This is a genomic window from Lysobacter yananisis (assembly GCF_031199375.1).
GTDB lineage: Bacteria > Pseudomonadota > Gammaproteobacteria > Xanthomonadales > Xanthomonadaceae > Lysobacter > Lysobacter yananisis.
The window spans coordinates 207,127-223,125 of record NZ_CP133568.1 but is presented as its reverse complement, the minus strand read 5'-3'; the positions used below and the strand labels follow the sequence as shown (position 1 = coordinate 223,125).

11 protein-coding genes and 1 pseudogene are annotated in these 15,999 nt (G+C 71.7%); 2 read left to right on the top strand and 10 right to left on the bottom strand.

Annotation, left to right across the window (positions count from 1 at the left end; translation table 11 throughout):
- Positions 1-24: 24 nt before the first annotated feature.
- The 7 genes from RDV84_RS01060 to RDV84_RS01030 form a co-directional block, all read right to left on the bottom strand.
- Complete coding sequence (locus RDV84_RS01060; RefSeq protein WP_309152194.1) at positions 25-1,029, bottom strand: alpha/beta fold hydrolase; 1,005 nt, start codon at positions 1,027-1,029, stop codon at positions 25-27.
- Positions 1,030-1,207: 178 nt separating this feature from the next.
- On the bottom strand, positions 1,208-2,497 hold the full coding sequence (locus RDV84_RS01055) for a c-type cytochrome (RefSeq protein WP_309152193.1): 1,290 nt from the start codon (positions 2,495-2,497) through the stop codon (positions 1,208-1,210).
- Positions 2,494-3,075: a (2Fe-2S)-binding protein gene (locus tag RDV84_RS01050; RefSeq protein ID WP_309152192.1), complete on the bottom strand. Its 582-nt coding sequence runs from the start codon at positions 3,073-3,075 to the stop codon at positions 2,494-2,496. The genes RDV84_RS01055 and RDV84_RS01050 overlap by 4 nt, the downstream gene beginning before the upstream one ends.
- Entirely contained in the window at positions 3,072-5,930 is a 2,859-nt protein-coding gene (locus tag RDV84_RS01045; RefSeq protein ID WP_309152191.1) for a xanthine dehydrogenase family protein molybdopterin-binding subunit, read from the bottom strand. Before RDV84_RS01045 ends, RDV84_RS01050 begins: the two co-directional genes overlap by 4 nt.
- A 261-nt stretch (positions 5,931-6,191) precedes the next feature.
- Positions 6,192-6,923 carry an alpha/beta fold hydrolase gene (locus RDV84_RS01040; protein ID WP_309152190.1) on the bottom strand — a complete coding sequence of 244 codons (732 nt, stop codon included), beginning with the start codon at positions 6,921-6,923 and terminating at the stop codon, positions 6,192-6,194.
- Between the two features lies 1 nt (position 6,924).
- On the bottom strand, positions 6,925-7,674 hold the full coding sequence (locus tag RDV84_RS01035) for a hypothetical protein (protein WP_309152189.1): 750 nt from the start codon (positions 7,672-7,674) through the stop codon (positions 6,925-6,927).
- Between the two features lie 13 nt (positions 7,675-7,687).
- Positions 7,688-9,091 carry an L-serine ammonia-lyase gene (locus RDV84_RS01030; protein ID WP_057946547.1) on the bottom strand — a complete coding sequence of 468 codons (1,404 nt, stop codon included), beginning with the start codon at positions 9,089-9,091 and terminating at the stop codon, positions 7,688-7,690.
- A 214-nt stretch (positions 9,092-9,305) separates the two neighbouring features.
- On the opposite strand from RDV84_RS01030, the gene RDV84_RS01025 reads away from it, so the two are divergent.
- Positions 9,306-9,533, top strand: a complete 228-nt coding sequence (locus RDV84_RS01025; RefSeq protein WP_309152188.1) for a glutaredoxin family protein — start codon at positions 9,306-9,308, stop codon at positions 9,531-9,533.
- A 160-nt stretch (positions 9,534-9,693) separates the two neighbouring features.
- Here the strand turns inward: RDV84_RS01025 and RDV84_RS01020 are convergent, their stop codons facing one another.
- The 3 genes and pseudogenes from RDV84_RS01020 to RDV84_RS01010 form a co-directional block, all read right to left on the bottom strand.
- Positions 9,694-10,248 carry a YceI family protein gene (locus tag RDV84_RS01020; RefSeq protein ID WP_057946549.1) on the bottom strand — a complete coding sequence of 185 codons (555 nt, stop codon included), beginning with the start codon at positions 10,246-10,248 and terminating at the stop codon, positions 9,694-9,696.
- A gap of 127 nt (positions 10,249-10,375) precedes the next feature.
- Positions 10,376-10,918: pseudogene (locus RDV84_RS01015) on the bottom strand (cytochrome b); the annotation flags it as partial.
- Positions 10,915-11,751, bottom strand: coding sequence for a YceI family protein (locus tag RDV84_RS01010; protein ID WP_425606467.1), 837 nt, complete (start codon positions 11,749-11,751; stop codon positions 10,915-10,917). The pseudogene RDV84_RS01015 and the gene RDV84_RS01010, both read right to left, overlap by 4 nt.
- Before the next feature lie 424 nt (positions 11,752-12,175).
- Between RDV84_RS01010 and RDV84_RS01005 the strand changes: the two genes are divergently transcribed.
- Positions 12,176-15,745, top strand: a complete 3,570-nt coding sequence (locus tag RDV84_RS01005) for a hybrid sensor histidine kinase/response regulator (RefSeq protein ID WP_241833763.1) — start codon at positions 12,176-12,178, stop codon at positions 15,743-15,745.
- Positions 15,746-15,999 lie beyond the last annotated feature (254 nt).

Here is a 15,999-nt window from a genome sequence, read left to right as displayed (position 1 = left end):
CCCACGGGCGCGCATAGCGGCGCCTCACTCGCGCAGCGCATCCAGCAAGGCCGCTTCGAACCGCTGCGGCGCTTCCACTTGCGGCGAATGGCCGAGATCGTCGAACTCCACCAGCTTCGCCCCGGCGATCGCCTTCGCCGCGGCGCGGCCGAGTTCGGGATACAGGCCGAGCTTGGACTTAAGCGCGTCGTCGGCGAGGTCGCGGTTGATCGCGGTGCGGTCGCGCTGGCCGATGAACAAGACGGTCGGCACGCGCAGGCGCGCGAATTCGTGCACGACCGGTTGGGTGAACACCATCTCCGAAGTCAGCGCCTGGTTCCAGGCCACGCGTTCGCGGCCGGGGCCGGCGTAGAGGCCGGCGAGCATGTCGACCCAGCGTTGGTACTCGGGCTTCCACTGGCCGCTGTAGTAGACCTCCTGCTGGTATTTGCGGATGGTCGCGGCGCTTGTCTTGAGTTCGCGCGCGTAATTGTCGTCGACGCTGCGCCACGGCACGCCGAGCGCTTTCCAGTCTTCCAGGCCGATCGGATTGACCATCGCCAGGCGCGCGGTGGCCCGTGGATACATCAATGCGTAGCGCGCGGCGAGCATGCCGCCCATCGAGTGGCCGACGATGTCGGCGCGCTCGATGCCGAGCGAGGCGAGCAGGGCGTGGGTGTTGGCGGCGAGTTCGTGCAGGCTGTATTGGTGGTGGGCGGGCTTGCTGGATTTGCAGAAGCCGAGCTGGTCGGGCGCGATCACCCGGTAGCCGGCGCCGCGCAGCGCAGCGATGGTCGATTCCCAGGTTGCGGCGCAGAAGTTCTTGCCGTGCAGCAGTACCACGGTGCGGCCGTTGGCGCGCTCGGGGCGCACGTCGAGGTAGGCCATCTGCGCCGGTTCGCCTTGCGACTGGAAGCGATAGCGTTGCACCGGGTAGGGATAGTCGAAGCCTTCCAGTTCGGCGCCGTAGGCGACTGGCTTGGGCGCGGGTTCGGCGTGCAGCGCGGGCGCGAGCAGGGGCAGCAGCGAAGCGAGGGCGAGGGAGCGCATGGCGGGGTCGGTGCGGTGGGGTGTCGGCATCGTACCGCGCCGCGGAAAGCAGGGGCTCCGGCGATCGGAGCGAAGAGCGTCGGGCCTGAAGGCCCTCCCACAAAAGCCTGGGACTTGCCCTGCTGTTGTGGGAGGGCCTTCAGGCCCGACGCTTTTCTTTCCGGTCGGACACGCAGCTTCAATGCGAGCCAGTGCTCTCGCGCAAATCCTTCACTTGCGCGGCCGAAACCTGCGCGCTCTGCCCGCCGTATCGCGCGCGCAGCCACTGCGCCAGTTCGGCGACCTCCTGGTCGTTCAGTTGCGCGGCGAAGCCCGGCATGTCTTGCATGCGCTCCAATCCGGGCAGATCGTGCTCGGGCAAACCATCCAGAATGGCGACGATCAGGTTGTGCGGGTTCGGATCGCGCACGCCGGTATTGCCGGCCAGGGCCGGCGCCACGTGCGGCACGCCTTGGCCGTCGCGGCCGTGGCAGCCGGCGCACAAGGCGAAGTAGCGCGACTGCGCGGGTGCGCCGTCGGCGCCGATGCTCGCACCTGCACCTGCATTCGCACCCGCGAACGCCAGCGGCGCCGGCGGCGCATCGCCGAGCAGGTAGGTCGCGATCGCGCCGACATCGTCCTGGCTCAGCCGGCTGGTCGACAGGTTCACCACCTTGAGCATTTCGTCGGACGCGACCGCGTGCGCGGCGACGCCGCGGGCGAGGTAGTCCTGCAGGCCGGCGCGGTCCCAGCCGCGCTGCGCCAAGCCTTGCGGGGTCAGGTCGGGCGCGGCGAAGCGGCCGAGCGCGTCGTTGCCGGCCAGCGGCTTGGAGCGGTCGACCTGGCCGAGCCAACCGCGCGGGCTGTGGCATTCGCCGCAATGGCCGAGCGTTTCGACCAGGTATTCGCCGCGCTTCCACTGCGGCGACTGCCCCTGCGACGCCGGCCGCGCCTGCGCGCCGGCGAACAGCAGGTTCCAGGCGTGGATGCCGGTGCGGATGTTGAACGGAAAGCCGACGCCGTTGGCGCTGTTCTCGCGCTTCACCGCCGGCCGGGTCATCAGGTAGGCGTAGATCGCATCGCTATCGGCGCGGGCGATGGTCTTGTACGAGACGTAGGGCATGGCCGGATACAGCTGGTGGCCGTCGCGCGCTTCGCCGCGGGTGATGGCGTGGAAGAAATCGTCGGCGCTGTAGCGGCCGATGCCGGTGTCGGCGTCGGGGGTGATGTTAGTGCCGTGAATGACGCCGAACGGCGAGGCCAGCGGCACCCCGCCGGCGAACGGCGCGCCGCCGTCGGCGGTGTGGCAGGCGGCGCAGTCGGCCGCGGCGACCAGATAACGGCCGCGCTCGATCTGCGCCGGCGTAGCGTCGACCCGCACCGCGGGGCCGCGGCGATACCACCAGCCGGCCAGCCAATCCAGCGCGAACCACACCAGCGCGATCAGCACGACCCAGGCGATCAGGCGTTTCCAGCGGCGCTTGCTCATCGCGAATCCTCCGCCGGCGTGCGCAGCCGCACCGTCGGCAGCTTGAGCACGAGTTCCTCGACCGCCTGGTAATAGCGCACATAGCCGGTGCAGCGGCACAGGTGCGGGTTGAGCGCTTCGAGAATCAGCGCGCGTACCTCATCGCGCCCGTAATCGCGCGCCGCCTGCTTGCCCAGGCGTTCGAGCAAGACCGTAGCGGCATTGACGAACCCAGGCGTGCAGTAGCCGCACTGGAAGCTGAAATGATCGAGGAAGGCCTGCTGCACCGCCGACAGTTCGAGCAGCGCGCCGTCGTCGCCGCGCTTGGCGTGGCCTTCGACGGTGCGGATCGCCTTGCCCTGGAAGTAATGCGCGCCGGTGATGCAGCTGCGCACTTCGCGCGGCCCCTGCTCGTCGTCGACGATGACCGTGCAGGCGCGGCACACGCCCTGGCCGCAACCGAAGCGGGTGCCGGTGAGTCCGAGGTACTCGTGCAGCACGTCGACCAGCATCATGTCGTCGGGCACGTCGATGGGGCCGTGGTCGCGGCCGTTGATCCGCAGCGTCAGCGGTATCAGGCGCAGGCTGCCCTGGCTCATGTGCGGGCCTGCTGCGCGCGCGGCGCGGATTCGGCGGCGGCGAGCGCGGCCTGGACCTTGTCGGGCGTGATCGGCAGTTCGCGGAAGCGGTGGCCGATGGCGTGGGCGACCGCGTTGGCGATCGCCGGCACCACCGCGATCATCACCACCTCGGCCATGCCCTTGGGCGCGTCGGACGGCGACAGCGGCGGCAGGATCTCGCCGCTCTGCGCCCACACCGCCACGTCGCGCGCGCGCGGCAATTGGTAGCGGTTGAAGTTCCAGCTGCCGTCGCCCGGCCCGTCCTCGTACAGCGGCAGGAATTCGTGCAGCGCGTGGCCGATGCCCATCGCCAGTCCGCCCTGCAGCTGGCTCGACACCAGCTCGGGAACGATCGGCGTGCCGCATTCCAGGATCGAATGATGGTCGAGCAGTTCGATCTGGCCGGTGGCGGTGTCGACCGCGACCTCGGCGATAGTGCCGATCGCGGCGTAATAGGTGACGCCGGCGTTGTTGCGCTGGGTCGGCGGGTAATGCGCGCGGCTGCGCTCGATCATGCGATAGCCCTCGGCGGTGGGCGTGCCGGCGCCGGCGCCTTGGCCGTCGCCCCAGCGCAGCGCGACGCCGTCCAGCGGCAGCCGCGCGTCGTCGCCGGACAGCGGGAATTCGGCCTCGGCCCATTGCCAGCGGTTGAAGCTGTGCACGGTCGCGGCGGTGGCCAGACCCAGTTCGAACGCTTTGGCGGCGAGCTGTTGCAGCGTCAGCGGCGCCAGGCCGCCGGCGCTGAGCCGGCCGTCGACCCAGCGCGCGTCCTCGCGCCGCACCGACAGCGGCGCCAGCTGGCCGCCGCCGTAGCCCTGGCCCCACAGCGCCAGCGCCGCCGGCCACAGGCCCTGGGTGAACACCAGCCGCGCCGCCTCGCGGGTGGCGTGGCTGAAGAAATAGGCCGAGTTGCTGGCGCTGGACGGGCTGGCGTAGTTCGGGGTCCAGCGCGGATCGCCAACGTGCGCGTCCTGGGTCGCCTGCGACATGGTCCAGGTGTCGTCGGTGGCGCGCATCGGCAGCGCGGCCCAGTCGGTCTCGCCGGTCAGCACCTCGTCGGCCGGGCGGCCGAGCCACTTCGCGCACACCGCGGCCTGGCTGGTGGCCATGCCGGTGCCCATCTCGATGCCGATGTGGCGCAGGCGGATGCGGCCTTGCGCGGTCAGCGCGACTTCGGCGAACGCGGCCTCGCCGCCGGTGCCGTAGTCCTTCTGCACGCAGCCGTAGCCGACGCCGTAGCGCTTGCCCGGATGCGCGGCCTCGTACTCGCGCTTGCGCGCTTCGCGCCGGGTCCACAGCGGATGCGCGCGCGACTTGCGCAGCACTTCGTCGGCGCGCTGCGCGCCGGCCGGGATCGCGCCCTGGGTGTTCTTCATGCCGGTGGCGAACACGTTGCGCAGGCGCAGTTCGATCGGATCGAGGCCCAGTTCGGCGGCGATCTCGTCGACCAGCATTTCGGTCGCGCCCATGCTCTGCAGGGTGCCGTAGCCGCGCGCCGAGCCGGCGTCGAGCGCGCGCGAGGCGATCACGGTGCTGCTGAGGTCGCTGCGCGGGAGGTAGTAGATCGACTGCGCCGCGGTCGCCGCGACCAGGCACACCGACGGCGAGAAGTTCATCCGCCCGCCGCCGTCGCCGGTCATGCGGCCGTGGAAGATCTCGAACTTGCCGCTGGCGCGGTCGGCCTGCAGCCGGTAGCGCATGCGGAAGCTGTGGCGCTTGAGGCTGGACTGGAACTGCTCGTAGCGGTCGTTGGCCAGCCGCACCGGGCGGCCGCCGCCGTACAGCGCGGCCATCAACGCCACGAACGGGAACGGGTTGTGGTCCTTGGAGCCGTAGCCGACGGTGTAGCACGGGTGCAGCACCAGCCGCTTCACGCCGAAGCCGGTGGCGGCGAGCATGCGCGCGCCGTCTTCGGCGATCTCGTTCGGCGACTGGGTCGCGCTGACCAAATGGACGGTGCCGGTTTCGGCATCGAACCAGCCGTTGGCGTTGTCGAGTTCCATCGCCGCGGTGTCGATGGACTGCGAGAAATACTCGCGTTCGATCACCAGCTTGCCCGCCGCCGGCGCGTCGAGTTCGGCCGCCATCGCATCGGCATGCGCCACGCCCTGCGCGTCGAGCTTGCCGCCGGCGTCGCCCTGCACCCACTCGGGGTTCTGCTTGCGGTAGCCGGTGGGGAACAGCACGGTGTCCTTGTAGCTGGAATAGACGTCGTCGGCGTAGGCGTCCGTGCCGCCGACGCGGACGTAGCGGAACGTCGCCCACGGCGGGCGCTCGACCGGGCCGGTCTGCGCGCCCCAGCGGATCAGCTCGGGACGGAACTTGAGCCGGCTCTTGGCCGCGCGGAAGCGGGCGAAGTCGTTCCAGATCAGCAGTGCGACCGCCTGGCCGAGGTAGGCCGGGGTCTTGCCCGGCGGCAGCAACAGGTCTTCGCCGTAGAACGCGGGGAAAGCGACGCGGTCGCGGGCGAGATCGTCGGCGGTGACGACGCGGTCGGGCCGCAGGTCGGCCGGCAGCGAGGACAGGTCGAAGCCTTGGTAGGCGCGGTCGGCGAGGGTGGTGCGCAGCAGCATCGCGTGGGCTTGTTCGCGCGGCCAGCCGGGCAGGTCGCGCGAGCGCATGTCGAAGCTGAAGATTTTCTCGCCGCTGGCCTTGGCGGTGGCGTCGGTGCGGTAGCGGATGCGGCCGGTCGCCGGGTCCCAGGGCATCGGCCGCAGGCGCTCGCGTTCGAACAGGGCGGCGAGCGCGGCGCTGCCGGGCGCGGCGACGTAGACGCCGATGCCGGCGATGACGCTGCACTTGAGGAAGTCGCGGCGGCTTAGGCGGGCTGGCATGAGCGACGGGCTCCGGCTGGCTTCGGCCCATAGTAAGCGCATGCTGCGCGGCAAAACGCGGTGAAGTCCGCGCGTCGGCGGGCGGTGCGCGCGGGATGTGGCGTGAGGGATGAAAGAGCGTGGGCGCCGGTGCGGGGTATGTCGCGCCGGAGCGGACAGCGTCGGGCCTGAAGGCCCTCCCACAACAGCCTCGGCGAGAGCGTGAGGCGGTGCGTGCTCTTGTGGGAGGGCCTTCAGGCCCGACGCGTTCCGCTCAGTTCGCTACGAAACATCGGCCCGACCGGCATCGGGGCCGCTCGCGCGATCCAGCCAATCGCCGATCCGCGCCGCGGCCGCGTCGGCGCAGGCCTGCAGCACGAAGTGAGGCGCGTCCAGCGCGATGCATTCAGTCCGCGGCCGCGCGCTTCGGATCTCTTCCCAGCTTTCGCGCGAGACCAGCCGGTCGGCGGTCGCGCGCAGGTACAAAGTGGGAACCGTTACGCCGGCCAGCGCCGCGCGCGCATCGACGCGGGCGATCTCGCCCAGGCGCCGGCGCAGCACCGCCGGATCCAAAGCGTCGAGCGCGGCGCGCAGGCGCTGGCGACGCTGCGCCGTCGACCATCGGCCCAAGGCCGCGCGCGCGACGGCGGCGAGCGGCGCGCGCTGCAGCGGCAGGCGGTGGGTCCACGCCGGCAGCGCGGCCAATCCCAGCGGCGACCACGGCGGCCGCGGCGCGCGCACGAACGATGCGCACAGCACCAGCGCCCTGAGCTGCGGCGGCCGCCGCGCAGCGAGCGCGACCGCGACCGGGCCGGAGAAGGATTCGCCGATCAACGCGAACGGTTCGTGCGCGGGCAGCCGCGGCCAGACCCAGTCGATCAGCTCCGCGTAGCCCAGCGCCGGGTCGCCGGGATAGGCCAGCGCATGCGCATCCCGGCGCGGCCGCATCGCGGCGAGGAAGTCGTCGAGCAAGGCGCCGCCGCCGTCGAGTCCGGGCAGGACCAGGCAGCGCATCTCAGCCGCGCCGGCGCCGCTGCGCGCGGGCGCGTCGGGCGGCGGATTCGCCGACGTGTGCGCGCGACGCCGTGCGTGGAGGCGTCGCGACGGGCGCATCGGCACCGCCGTCCGCGCCCAATCGCGCTTGCAGCCGGTCCAGCGCCTTGAGCATCGCGCCGCGATGCCGCGCCAGTTTCATCCACGCCGGCAGGCGCGAGACCATCGAGGCGTTGCCGGCGCTGCGCAGGCGCTCGCGCTGGGTCGCGGCCACATAGCGGCGCAGTTCGTCCAGGTGCTCGGCGTTGTAGGCCCACAGCAGGCCGTGGCGGGTGGGTTCGAGCAACAGCAGCGGCAGGCCCAGGTGCGGATCGCGCGGTTCGTGGCCGCGGTGCGGTGTCGTCTGCACCTCGACTTCGCTGTCGCGTGCGCACACGCGGCAGCGCACGCTCAGCCGCTGCGGCGGGTGCGCGGGCCGGCCGTCGTGGACCCGGTCGACGCAGATCCACTGGTGACCGCAATAGCCGCAGGGCCGCCGGCCGTACAAGCGCACCGGTCCGTACCAGTCGCGTTGCGCCGCATGCAGGCCGCAGCACGAGACCGTCGCCGCGTCGAACCCGCAGCCGGCGCAGGCGAAGCGCACATCGCCGTCCTGGCCGCGCGGCGCGCGCACGTGACCGGCGCGCGCGCAACGCGGGCAGCGCACCTCGATCCGCTCGGCGTAGCGCCACAGCCCGCGGCCGTCGTCGATGTGTCGTTGCGGGGCGTCCATGCCGGTGTCGTCCTCAGCACTCGATGACGTTGACCGCGAGACCGCCGCGCGAAGTTTCCTTGTACTTGTCCTGCATGTCGCGGCCGGTGTCGCGCATGGTCTTGATCACCTTGTCCAGGCTGACCTTGTGCTTGCCGTCGCCGCGCATGGCCATGCGGTAGGCGTTGATCGCCTTGACCGCGCCCATCGCGTTGCGCTCGATGCAGGGAATCTGCACCAGCCCGCCGATCGGGTCGCAGGTCAGGCCGAGGTTGTGTTCCATACCGATTTCGGCCGCGTTCTCGATCTGGCTCGCGCTGCCGCCGAGCGCGCCGACCAGGCCGGCGGCGGCCATCGAGCAGGCCACGCCGACCTCGCCCTGGCAGCCGACTTCGGCGCCGCTGATCGAGGCGTTTTCCTTGTACAGGATGCCGACCGCGGCCGCGGTCAGCAGGAAGTTGCGCACGCCCTGCAGGTTGGCGCCGGGGCAGAAACGGTCGTAATAGTGCAGCACCGCAGGGATGATGCCGGCCGCGCCGTTGGTCGGCGCGGTCACCACGCGGCCGCCGGCGGCGTTCTCCTCGTTGACGGCGAGCGCGTACAGGTTGACCCAGTCGAGCACGGTCAGCGGATCGCGCATCGCCGCCTCGGGCTTGGCGGCGAGTTCGGCGTGCAGGCTCGGCGCGCGGCGCGAGACGTGCAGGCCGCCGGGCAGGGTGCCGGTCTCGCGGATGCCGCGGCTCACGCAGGACTGCATCGCCGCCCAGATTTCGTCGAGGCCGGCGTTGATCTGCTCGTCGCTGCGCCAGACGCGCTCGTTGGCCATCATCAGCTGGGCGATCGACAGGCCGCTGCGCGCGCACTGCGCCAGCAGTTCGTCGCCGGAGTGGAACGGGTAGGGCAGGTCGGTGGTGTCGGCGACGATGCGGTCTTCGGCCGCTTCGTCCTGGTTGACCACGAAACCGCCGCCGACCGAGTAGTAATCGCGCGTGGCGATGACGTTGCCGTCGGCGTCGAACGCGGTGAAGCGCATGCCGTTGGTGTGGAACGGCAGCTTCTGCCGCTTGTTCATGATCAGATCGTGCTTCTCGTCGAAGCCGATCTCGTGGCGGCCGAACAGGTTGATGCGCTTGGTCTTGCGGATGCGTTCCAGCGCCGCCGGGATGATGTCCGGGTCGATCTGGTTCGGCCAGTGGCCTTCCAGCCCCATCAGCACCGCCTTGTCGGTGCCGTGGCCGCGACCGGTCAGCGCCAGCGAGCCGAACACCTCGGCGCGCACGCGCGCGGTGCGGGCGAGGTCGGCGCCGGGCTCGCCGGCGCCGCAGCCTTCCACCAGCCAGCGCTCGATGAAGCGCGCGGCGGCGCGCATCGGGCCGACGGTGTGCGAGGAACTCGGACCGATGCCGATCTTGAACAGGTCGAAACTACTGACGGCCACGTTTGGCTGCTCCAACTGGGGTCGGACGTTGCTGGCGGCCCGCGCGCGGCGCGTCGCGCCGGCACCGCGCGGGTGTGTATACCGCTTATTCTACGCGCGGCCGCGCGCGCTCCGCGGCGGGTTTTCGCCGCCTTGCGCGCGATTCGGCCATACCTGGGCGCATTGAGGCGCGCCGGCGCGAGCGTGCCGGCGTGCGAGCGATGAGGGAGCGACTGTGCTGACTTTGTTCCAACGCGACGATTGCCACCTGTGCGACCTGGCCCTGGCGGTGCTGGCGCAGGCGCGCGCGCCGGAGTTCGAGAGCGTCTTCATCGACGAGGATGCGGCGCTGGAAGAACGCTACGGTGCGCGGGTGCCGGTGCTGCGCGACGAGGCGCGCGGGGTCGAGCTGGATTGGCCGTTCGATGCGGCGAAGCTGACGGCCTGGTTGGAGCGGCCGTAAGTCCCTGTAGGAGCGGCGCGAGCCGCGACCGCGACAACACAGCTACGACGCAAGTTGCGGCGCAGTTGCGTTGTCGCGGTCGCGGCTCGCGCCGCTCCTACAGGGAGATCGCGAAGAAAAACGGGACCGCGAGGGCCCCGTTTCGGTCGCGCGGCAGCGCTCAGCTGCCCGGCGCGAAGGTGACCTTGGTGCTCACCGCCACTTCGTTGGGGATGATCGAAGTGTCGGCCCAGTCGCCGCCGCCGACGTTGAAGTCCAGGCGCTTGACCGTGGCCTTGCCGGCCAGCACCGGCTTGGCGCCCGCGGTCCAGGTGAAGTTCAAGGTCACCGGCTTGCTGACCCCGCGCAGGGTCAGGCTGCCGTCGGCGGCGTAGTTGTTGCCGCCCAGGCTGCGGAACTTGGTCGCGGTGTAGCGCGCCTGCGGGAACTTGGCGATGTCGAAGAATTCGTTGCCCTTGAGGGTGTCGTCGCGTTCAGCGTTCTTGGAATTGGCGCCGGCCAGCGGGATCACCACGTCGAGCTTGGAGCCTTCCAGCTTGGCCGGGTCGAAGCTCAGCCGGGCGGTGAAGCCGGGGAAGTTGCCGGCGAACACCTCGCCCTGGTACTTGGTGGCGAAGGTCAGGGTCGAGCCGGCCTGCTGCACGTAGTCGGCGGCGAAGGCCGGGGCGGCGGCGAGGGTCAGGGCGGCGGCCAGGGCCAGGGACTTAAGGCGCATTGCGGTTCTCCGGGGAAGCGGGGGCGGACGCGGTGGGTGGATGGGTGGGCGGAAGCTGGGATCGGTCGTCGGCGCTGGACGGGCCGTGGCCGTTGGCGGCGTCGGCGATGGCGTCGTACGTGCGGTGCCCGCCCGGCAGCATCCGGGTCAGGGTGGCGTCGTTCTGGAACAGATGGTGGTAGAACGCGGCCGCCGCGTGCGCCAGCACCAGCGCCAGCAGCACCCAGAAGCCGGTTTCGTGCAGGGTGCGGGTCAGCTGGGCCAGTTCTTCGTTGCGCGCGGCGAGCTTGGGCAGGTTGAACAGGCCGAAGTACTGCAGCGGGTAGCCGGCGGTGGAATTGAATAGCCAGCCCGACAGCGGCAGCGCGAACATCAGCGCGTACAGCGCCCAATGGGTCAGCGAGGCGATGCGTTCCTGCCAGTGCGGGGTGCCGGCTACCGGCCCGGGCGCGCCGGCGTAGACGCGCCACAACAGGCGCGCGACCACCAGCGCCAGCAGGGTCAGGCCGAGCGATTTGTGCAGGGCGTAGATCTTGATCTTCGACGGCCCGTTGCTCATGTCGGTCATGGTCAGGCCGATGACCGCGATGGCCGCGATCAACAGCACGATCAGCCAGTGCAGCGATTGGCTCACGGCGCCCCATCGGTCGGCGGTGTTCTTCAAGGTCATCGGCTGGGCTCCGGTTCGGGCTGAGCGTTGGCGGGGGTGGGCGGTGCGGGATCGGGTCGCACGGAATCGGGGTCGGAATCGGAATCGGGGGCGGCGTCCGCGCCGGCGGCGGCATCGGCCGCGCCCTGGGGCGAATCGCCTACGTATTTGTCGCGCACCGCTTCGGCTTCGATGCGCAACTCCACTTCGTCGCCGATCACCGACTTCCATGCGTCGATGCCGAACGCGGCGCGGCTGAGCGTCCCGGTCGCGGAGAAGCCCGCGGTGCGGTGGAACGGCGGCAGCGGGTGGCGCTTGAGCTGGTTGAACCGGACCTGCAGGCACAGCGGGCCGTCGACGCCGTGCAGGCTCAAGGTGCCGCAGACCTGGAAACGCTGCGGGTCGCCGGCGGCCGGTTCGATCCGCTCGGAGACGAAGCGCGCGGTCGGCCAGCGCTTGCCGTCGAGCAGGTTGCGCGCCAGCGCGGCCTTGTTCCATTTGCCGTCGCCCAGGTTGAGCCGGGTCAGCGGCACCTGCACGTCGAGGCGGGCGCCGCGCCAGTCGGCCGGGTCGAAGCGCAGCGTGCCGGCGGCGCCGGAGACGGTGCCGATGGCCTGGGAGAAGCCGGCATGCGACAGGGCGAACATGACCCGGGTGTGGACCGGGTCGAAGCCGTATGTGCCGGGATCGGACTTGGCGGCGGGCGTCGTCTCGGCTTGCGCGTCCGTCGCCGTGGCGGTCGGCTGGGCCGTCGCTGCGGCGGCCGGCTGGCGCGCGTCCGCCGGCGCGGCGGCCGCTTGCTGCGCGCCCGCTGGTGCCGCGCCCGCCGGTGCCGCGCTCGCGGCGCCCGCCAGCGCGACGAGCGCGGCCAGCACGATGGCGCAGGGACGATTGAGAGACATGGCAGCTCCGGCAAGGTTCGGCAGGGATTCTAGGCACAGCGGCGCAAGGCCGTGTCCAGGCGCGCGCAACGATCCGTTTCGGCGCGGGGCGCCGATGCGCCGGGCCGGCGGCGCGCGCCAAGGCCGAAGTGTCGCGACTTGCCTGCGGATGCGGTTATCGCCGAGCCTTATGCCAGGGGAATATGTCGCAGCCGGACCGGCGAAACCGTAATCCGGATGCCAGAATGTGGTCAGCCGGGTGTCAGCGAGGCGTCAGTTTCGCTGATCCCGGCGCAGCCGGCGTGCTGCCAGGACGGCGTGTTTCATTGTGCGAGGGAACCGGATGCTGCAAGCGCTGATACGGGAAAGGCCGCGATGGCGCGCCTGCCTGGCCGTCGTGGCCGTGGCGGCGGCCGCGCTCGCGCCCGCCTGGGCCGCGGCCGGCGTGCCCGAGGCGCCGCGCGCGCGCATCATCGGCGTCGCCGACGGCCTGCCGTCGAGCAAGGTCAACGGCATGGCCTTCGACCATGCCGGCTACCTGTGGCTGGCCACCACCGACGGTCTGGCGCGCTACGACGGCGTCGGCATGAAGGTGTGGCGGCACGTGCCCGGCGATCCGGCCTCGCTGCCCGGCAACGACCTGGCCCTGGTGACCGTCGACGACCGCGACCGCATCTGGGTCGCCGCCGAGGGCCGCGGGCTGAGCATGATGGACGCGCGCCGCGAGGGCTTCGTCCAGTACAGCCGCGCCGCGCATCCGCAGATCGGCAGCGACGACACCTTCAGCGTGGCCAGCCGCAACGGCGAGGTCTGGTTCGGCACTTACGGCGGCGGCCTGCACCGGATCGACCGCCACGGCCGGATCGAACGCTTCATGCCCAAGGACGGCGACCCGCGCAGCCTGCCGTCCTCGACCGTGCTGTCGCTGGCCTTCGACGACCGCGGCGAGTTGTGGATCGGCACGTTCAAGGGCCTGGCGCGCTGGACCGGCAGCGATTTCGAGCGCCTGTCCCTGCCCGGCGAGGACCCGGCGCCGTGGGTGTTCACCGTGGCGCCGGTCGGCGAGGCGCTGTGGGTCGGCAGCAAGAGCGGCCTGCACCGGCGCGAGCGCGACGGGCGCTGGAGCGATCCCGACTATTCGGTGATGTTCGCCCAGCTCAACGCGGTGCTGAGCCTGGCGCCGGACCGCGACGGCAGTTTCTGGATCGGCACCCAGCGCAGCATCTGGCGGGCCACGCCGCAGACGGTGCCGGCGCCGATGGCGCTGGGCCCGGCGCGGCCGGCGCGGCCGGTGCAGCAGATCCTCGGCCAGGACGACGGCTCGTTCTGGTTCCCGCTGGCCGGCGTCGGCGTGGGCTACCTGCGCCCGGACTGGCGCCGCATCGCCCAGTATTCGCGCGAGCGCGGCACCCTCAGCAGCGAGCTGTACACCGCGCTGGCGCCGTCGGCGCGCGGCGGCTTCTGGCTGATCGGCGCGCGCGGCGAGATCGAGCGGCTCGGCCAGGACGGCGTGGTCGAGCCGGTCGCCGACGGCCCGCACGACGCGCTCGGCAAGGGCGGCATTCCCAACACCGCGGTCGAGGACCGCCGCGGCCGGCTGTGGATCGCCACCAGCCGCAACAACCTGGTGCGGATCGATCCCTCCGGCGCGTGGCGCGACTGGAGCGACGATTCGGCGCAGGACCCGGTGTTGCCCGGCGAACCCGACCGGGTCGCGATCGCGCCCGACGGCACGTTGTGGATTTCCTACCTCACCCAGGGCCTGCAACAGCGCGATCCCGACACCGGCAAGGTGCTGTCCACGGTCGCGGTCGGTCCGCAGCAGGGCATCGGCAACGGCGACTTCGACGCGATCGGCTTCGCTCCCGACGGCGCGCTGTGGATCGCCTCGGGCGAAGGCCTGCTGCGCCGCGACGGCGCGCGCAACGTCATGGTCGCGGTGCCGGGCCTGCCGCGCGACCGCGTGTTCGGCTTCGTGTTCGAAAACGCCGACAGCCTGTGGCTGCAGCGCCTCAACGGCCTGGAGCACTACCGCCGCGAAGGCGGGCGCTGGCTGCTGCGCGAACGCGCCGGGGTCGAGCGCGGCATCCCGGCGGTCGAAGGCACGGGCCTGTTCCGCGATCGCGACGGGCGGCTGTGGCTGCCGACCGCGCGCGGCCTGTTCCGCTGGGACCCCAAGACCCAGCGCCTGCGCCGCTTCGGCGTGCAGGACGGCATGAGCAGCCAGGAATTCCTGCGCCGCACCAGCGTGCTGACCGCCGACGGCACCCTGGCCGCGTCGCTGTCGGACGGCAGCGTGGTGTTGATCGACACCGCCTGGCCGGACCCGGCCGCGCGCCAGCCGCGGCTGGTGTGGCACCAACTCGACGTGCGCCGCCACGGCCGCTGGGTGCCGCTGCCGCTGCACCGGCCGGTGCGGCCGTCGGGTTCCGAGCGCGCCTCGCGCTACGAAGCGCTGCCGACGCTGGCGCCGGACGACCGCGAGATGCGCGTGCAACTGCGCCTGTTGTCCTTCGACGATCCGCAGGCCAACCGCTACTACACCTGGCTGGAGGGCTACGACAGCGACTGGGTCGCGGTCGGCGAAAGCGGCGAGCGGGTGTTCGCCGGCCTGCCGCCGGGCAGCTACGTGCTGCGCGCGCGCGCGGTCGACGCCAACGGCAACGCCGCGCTGGAGCGGACCCTGGAATTCAACGTGCGGCCGCCGTGGTGGCGCACGCCGCCGGCGTTGGCGGCGCTGCTGGGACTGATCGCGCTGGCGGCGTGGTGGGCGACGATGGCGTACCGGCGGCGGCTGGCGCGGCGGCTCAACTGGCAGCGCGCCGAGCACGAGCGCGAAGTGGCGAAGCAGGCCTCGCTGGCCAAGACCCGGTTCCTGGCGACGCTGGGACACGAGGTGCGCACGCCGATGACCGGCGTGCTCGGCATGAGCGAGTTGCTGCTGGACACGCCGCTGGATCAGAAGCAGCGCGGCTACACCGAATCGATCCGCCGCGCCGGCGAGCACTTGCTGCGCCTCGTCAACGACGCGCTGGACTTGGCGCGGATCGAATCGGGCAAGCTCGAACTCGCGCACGAACCCTTCGACCTGCGCGCGCTGGTGGCGCAGGCGGCCGACCTGATGCGGCCGCTGGCGCAACAGCGCGGGCTGCGTTTCGAAGTCGAGGTCGACGCCGCCGCGCCGGCCGGCTTGCGCGGCGATCCCAGCCGGGTCTGCCAGATCCTGCTGAACTTGCTCGGCAACGCGATCAAGTTCACCGATGCCGGCACGGTCGGGTTGCGGGTGGAGCGGCTGAGCCCGCAGGGCGTGCGCTTCGAGGTCAGCGACACCGGCCCGGGCCTCAACGAGGAACAGAAGCAGCGCCTGTTCCGTCGCTTCGAGCAGGCCGAGGGCGCGCGCACCGCGGCGCGCTACGGCGGCAGCGGCCTGGGCCTGGCGATCAGCCAGGAACTGGCGGCGGCGATGGAAGGCCTGATCGCGGTGCACAGCGAGCCGGGGCAGGGCGCGCGTTTCGTGTTCGACCTGCCGCTGGCGCAGGCCGAGCCGCCGGCGCACAGCGCCGCGGCGAACGAACCGAAGCTGGCGCGGCCGCACGTGGGGCCGCGCGCGGTGCTGCTGGTGGAGGACGATCCGACCGTGGCCGAGGTGATCGCCGGGCTGCTGCGCACCCAGGGCCACCGCGTCACCCACGTCGCCAACGGCCTGGCCGCGCTGGCCGAAGTGGCGACCGCGCGCTTCGACCTGGCCCTGCTCGATCTCGACTTGCCGGGCATCAACGGCCTCGACCTCGCCCGGCAGTTGCGTGCGCAAGGCTTCGCCCAACCGCTGGTGGCGGTGACCGCGCGCGCCGACGCCGACGCCGAACCGCAGGCGGCGAAGGCCGGCTTCGACCGCTTCCTGCGCAAGCCGGTGACCGGCGCGATGCTGGCCGAGGTGTTGCGGGCGTTGTTCGAGCGCGAGGCGTGAGGGCGGGCTGAGCCGAAAGCGTCGGGCCTGAAGGCCCTCCCACAACAGCATCGGGCCTGAAACGACGCGGGGCCGGCGGCATTGCGGGCAGGGCCTGGCTCTAGTGGGAGGGCCTCTGCTCTTGTGGGAGGGCCTTTGCTCTTGTGGGAGGGCCTTCAGGCCCGACGCTTTGCGCTCAGCCGCCGCGCGGTTGTGACCGCCACCGCATTCGGCGCCGAGGCCGCGCGCTTGCGCCCGCTCCCCCCCGTTGCGAC

Excerpts from the sequence above, each read along its gene's own strand:
- RDV84_RS01020 (WP_057946549.1), bottom strand. The coding sequence starts at position 10,248 with ATGCGCCTTAAGTCCCTGGCCCTGGCCGCCGCCCTGACCCTCGCCGCC.
- RDV84_RS01050 (WP_309152192.1), bottom strand. The coding sequence starts at position 3,075 with ATGAGCCAGGGCAGCCTGCGCCTGATACCGCTGACGCTGCGGATCAAC.
- RDV84_RS01060 (WP_309152194.1), bottom strand. The coding sequence starts at position 1,029 with ATGCGCTCCCTCGCCCTCGCTTCGCTGCTGCCCCTGCTCGCGCCCGCG.
- RDV84_RS01055 (WP_309152193.1), bottom strand. The coding sequence starts at position 2,497 with ATGAGCAAGCGCCGCTGGAAACGCCTGATCGCCTGGGTCGTGCTGATC.
- RDV84_RS01040 (WP_309152190.1), bottom strand. The coding sequence starts at position 6,923 with ATGCGCTGCCTGGTCCTGCCCGGACTCGACGGCGGCGGCGCCTTGCTC.
- RDV84_RS01045 (WP_309152191.1), bottom strand. The coding sequence starts at position 5,930 with ATGCCAGCCCGCCTAAGCCGCCGCGACTTCCTCAAGTGCAGCGTCATC.
- RDV84_RS01035 (WP_309152189.1), bottom strand. The coding sequence starts at position 7,674 with ATGGACGCCCCGCAACGACACATCGACGACGGCCGCGGGCTGTGGCGC.